Origin of the sequence: Corallococcus praedator, assembly GCF_003612125.1 — a bacterium.
Classification (GTDB): Bacteria; Myxococcota; Myxococcia; order Myxococcales; family Myxococcaceae; genus Corallococcus; species Corallococcus praedator.
Window position 1 is genome coordinate 1 of sequence record NZ_RAWI01000605.1, and the last position, 3,812, is coordinate 3,812.

3 protein-coding genes and 2 pseudogenes are annotated in these 3,812 nt (G+C 69.2%); all 5 read left to right on the forward strand.

Features of this window, described 5'->3' with window-relative positions:
* Positions 1 to 194 (forward strand): annotated as a pseudogene (locus tag D7Y13_RS48415) (hypothetical protein); the annotation flags it as partial.
* A 95-nt stretch (positions 195 to 289) separates the two neighbouring features.
* On the forward strand, positions 290 to 1,156 hold the full coding sequence (gene grpE / locus D7Y13_RS39625) for a nucleotide exchange factor GrpE (RefSeq protein WP_120586114.1): 867 nt from the start codon (positions 290 to 292) through the stop codon (positions 1,154 to 1,156).
* A 2-nt stretch (positions 1,157 to 1,158) separates the two neighbouring features.
* The gene (gene dnaK, locus D7Y13_RS39630) at positions 1,159 to 2,988 is read left to right on the forward strand and encodes a molecular chaperone DnaK (RefSeq protein WP_120538257.1); all 1,830 of its coding nucleotides are present in this window, start codon (positions 1,159 to 1,161) and stop codon (positions 2,986 to 2,988) included.
* Between the two features lie 113 nt (positions 2,989 to 3,101).
* Positions 3,102 to 3,404, forward strand: coding sequence for a hypothetical protein (locus tag D7Y13_RS39635; protein WP_120538258.1), 303 nt, complete (start codon positions 3,102 to 3,104; stop codon positions 3,402 to 3,404).
* Between the two features lie 54 nt (positions 3,405 to 3,458).
* Positions 3,459 to 3,812 (forward strand): annotated as a pseudogene (locus D7Y13_RS39640) (serine/threonine protein kinase); the annotation flags it as partial.

A 3,812-nucleotide genomic window follows, 5' to 3' on the forward strand; every position in this document is an offset into this window, starting at 1 on the left:
CCCCCCGCGCTTCTCCGCCCAAGGCGAAGAGCGCGGACAAGGCGAAGAGCGCGGACAAGGCGAAGGTCCCCAAGTCCATTGGCCGCAAGAAGAGCGCCGCCGCCCCGGCCCCCGCCCCGAAAGGCGCCAGGGTCGCGAAGAAATCGGCTTCCAAGAAAACGTTGGGACGCAAGAAACCCGCGCCCGGAGCGTGAAGTTCCGCTGCGCATGAACCGCGCCTGCCCGCATGCAGGGCGCGGCGTGGCCCCTCCCTCGGGTCCTGTTGGATCGCTCCCCGGCGCGTGAGATAGTGCGCGCCGTGTCGGGCACCAATGACAAGGGCAGCATCCAGACGGACATCGGGCAGGACGTGATCGACGAGGCGGTTGCCAGCGTCGAGCGTCGGATGGACGAAGGCGCGGACACCGCAGGTTCAGGGACGGAGGTGGAGGTGGACGTCGCCGCCTCCGAATCCGAAGCGGCCGCATCCACCCCCGAGGTCACTCCCCCCACCGAGGACGCGGCCGCGCTCCGGCAGGAGGTGGAGTCGCTGCGCGCGCAGCTGGACTTCAGCCAGGCCAAGGCCCGCGAGACGCTGGAGCGCTTGAAGGAAGCGCACGAGCGCGCCAAGGACTTCCAGGAGCGCGCCCTGCGCGCCGCCGCGGACCTGGAGAACTACCGCAAGCGCGCGCAGAAGGAGAAGGAGGACGTCCAGAAGTTCGGCGCGGAGAAGCTCCTCAAGGACCTGCTCCCCGTCATGGACAACATGGACCGCGCGCTCGACGCCGCCAGCAAGTCCACCGACTTCGACAGCTTCCAGAAGGGCGTGGCCATGACGCGCAAGTCCTTCGAGGACGCGCTGTCCCGCCACGGCGTGAAGGGCTTCAGCGCCAAGGGGCAGCCCTTCGACCCGCGCCTGCACGAAGCCATCCAGCAGGTGGAGACCGCGGAGGTCGCCGCCGGCCACGTCGTCTATGAGGTGGCGCGAGGCTTCCACCTCAATGAGCGGCTGGTGCGTCCCGCGATGGTCGTCGTCGCGCGCGCCCCAGAGGTCGCCCCGCCGCCGGCCGCCGCCGCCGTCGCGGAAGCGCCCGCCAGCACCGATTCGCAGTCCAGCAGCAACGAGGCGCCCGAGGCGCCCGCGGATTCCGAGAGTTCCTCCGGGGGGAGTCAGTAGTCATGGCGAAGGTGATTGGTATCGACCTGGGCACCACGAACTCCTGCGTCGCCGTCATGGAAGGCGGCGAGCCGGTGGTCATCCCCAACAGCGAAGGCAGCCGCACCACGCCGTCCATGGTGGGCTTCACCGACTCCGGTGAGCGTCTGGTGGGGCAGATCGCCAAACGGCAGGCCATCACCAACCCGGAGAACACGGTCTTCGCGGCCAAGCGCCTCATCGGCCGCAAGTACGACTCGCCGGAGGCGCGCAAGGCCATTGGCGTCAGCTCCTTCAAGGTGGCCGCCAGCCCCAACGGCGACGCGTGGGTGGAGATCCGCGGCAAGGGCTACAGCCCGCCGGAAGTCAGCGCCATCGTGCTGATGAAGATGAAGCAGACGGCGGAGGACTATCTCGGTGAGCCCGTCACCGAGGCCGTCATCACGGTCCCCGCGTACTTCAACGACAGCCAGCGCCAGGCCACCAAGGACGCGGGCCGCATCGCGGGCCTGAGCGTGCTGCGCATCATCAACGAGCCCACCGCCGCGGCGCTCGCGTACGGCCTGGACAAGGTGAAGGACAGCCCCACGGAGCGCATCGCCGTCTACGACCTGGGCGGCGGCACGTTCGATATCTCCATCCTCGAGCTCACCTCCGGTGTGTTCGAGGTGAAGAGCACGAACGGCGACACGTTCCTGGGCGGCGAGGACTTCGACCAGCGGCTCATCGACTACCTGGCCAAGCGCTTCGCCGAAGGCAACAACGGCCTGGACCTGCGCAAGGACCGCATGGCGCTCCAGCGCCTGAAGGAAGCCGCCGAGCGCGCCAAGCACGAGCTGTCCAGCGCCCCGGAGACGGAGGTGAACCTCCCGTTCATCACCGCGGACGCGTCCGGTCCCAAGCACCTCACGGAGACCATCGACCGGTCCACCTTCGAGGCGCTGGTCGCGGACCTCATCGACCGCTCCATCGAGCCGTGCCGCATCGCGCTCAAGGACGCGGGTGTCACCGCGCAGGCTATCAACCAGGTGCTCCTGGTGGGCGGCATGACGCGCATGCCCCGCGTGCAGCAGAAGGTGAAGGAGTTCTTCGGCAAGGAGCCCCACAAGGGCATCAACCCGGACGAGGTCGTCGCCGTGGGCGCCGCCATCCAGGGTGGTGTGCTCAAGGGCGAGGTGAAGGACGTCCTCCTGCTGGACGTCACGCCGCTGTCGCTGGGCGTGGAGACCGCGGGCGGCGTGTTCACGAAGATCATCGACAAGAACACCACCATCCCCTGCAAGAAGGGCCAGGTGTTCTCCACCGCGGTGGACAACCAGCCGCTCGTGTCCGTGCACGTCCTGCAGGGCGAGCGCGAGATGGCGGCGGACAACAAGACGCTCGCGCGCTTCGAACTGGTGGGCATCCCGCCGGCGCCCCGTGGCGTGCCGCAGATTGAAGTGTCCTTCGACATCGACGCGAACGGCATCGTGCACGTGAGCGCGCGCGACCTGGGCACCGGCAAGCAGCAGCAGGTGCGCGTGGTGGGCAACTCCGGCCTGTCGGAGGCGGAGATCCAGACGATGATCTCCGACGCCCAGTCGCACTCCGCGGACGACAAGAAGAAGAAGGAGCTGGCGGAGCTGCGCAACAACGCGGACGGGCTCATCTACACCACGGAGAAGAGCCTGGAGGAGTACGCCAGCCTCCTGTCGGAGAAGGACCGCGAGGAGATCAAGTCGGACCTGGAGCGCCTGCGCTCCATCCTCAACACCTCCGACGCGGGCGCCCTGCGCGAAGCCTTCCAGCGCCTGGAGGGCAGCGCCTACCGCATCGCCGACGCCATCTACAGCGACCAGGCCAAGTCCGGCTGACACTCCGCCGGGCCTCCGCTGTCCGGTCGGTGGGAAAACGCCGGGGCCTGCAATCGCCCGGCGCCTGCGTTCGTAGGCCCGGGGTCCGCCTCTTTCTTCCTCGGAGCCCCCTCATGGAACTGACAGAAGCCGTGATGGTCATCATGGTCACCGGCATGACCATCGGCGTGCCTTTGCTCGGCCTCACGCTGCGCTTCGCCCTCAAGCCCGTGGTGGAGACGTGGCTGCGCGTGCGCGAGGTCCAGGCCCGCGGGCAGGTGTCCGCCGGGGAGCTGGAGGGGCTGCGCGCCCGCGTGGCGCACCTGGAGCACATGCTGGACCGGCACGGCATGCTGGAGCACCCCGTCACCCGGGCCTCCCCGGAACTGCCGGAGCGCCTGCCCTCGGCGGTGCGCCTGGACCGCGAGCGCGTCTGACGCCCCACCTCCCGGGCGCTTCTCTGCGCCGGCTTTTCGGGTATTGATGGGAGCGTGGAGTTCCATTCCCCGGAAGAAGAGCTCGCCTTCCTGCGCGGCCTGACGGCCGTGAACCGGATGGCCGACGACATCCTCGAGGACTGTCTGGAGCGGGGTCTGGACCTGGACACCGGCCTGGACGTGTTCCTCACGCAGTGCGCGCGGATGGTGCACGCGCGCGCGGGCTTCGTGTCGCTGCGGGGCACGCGCGGCCCGGTGCTGACGCGGGTGCTGGGGGAGCTGGGCGCGGACGTCTTCGAGGCGGCGCACTGGACGGGGCCCCAGCGGCTTCGCGATGGCCGCACGCTCTTCTGCGTACAGCTCACCCTGGGGCGGCTCAACCTGGGCGGGCTGGGGCTGGTGGTGGAC

Bases quoted from the DNA above. Each gene is read 5' to 3' on its own strand.
- dnaK (WP_120538257.1), top strand. From the start codon at position 1,159: ATGGCGAAGGTGATTGGTATCGACCTGGGCACCACGAACTCCTGCGTC.
- D7Y13_RS39635 (WP_120538258.1), top strand. From the start codon at position 3,102: ATGGAACTGACAGAAGCCGTGATGGTCATCATGGTCACCGGCATGACC.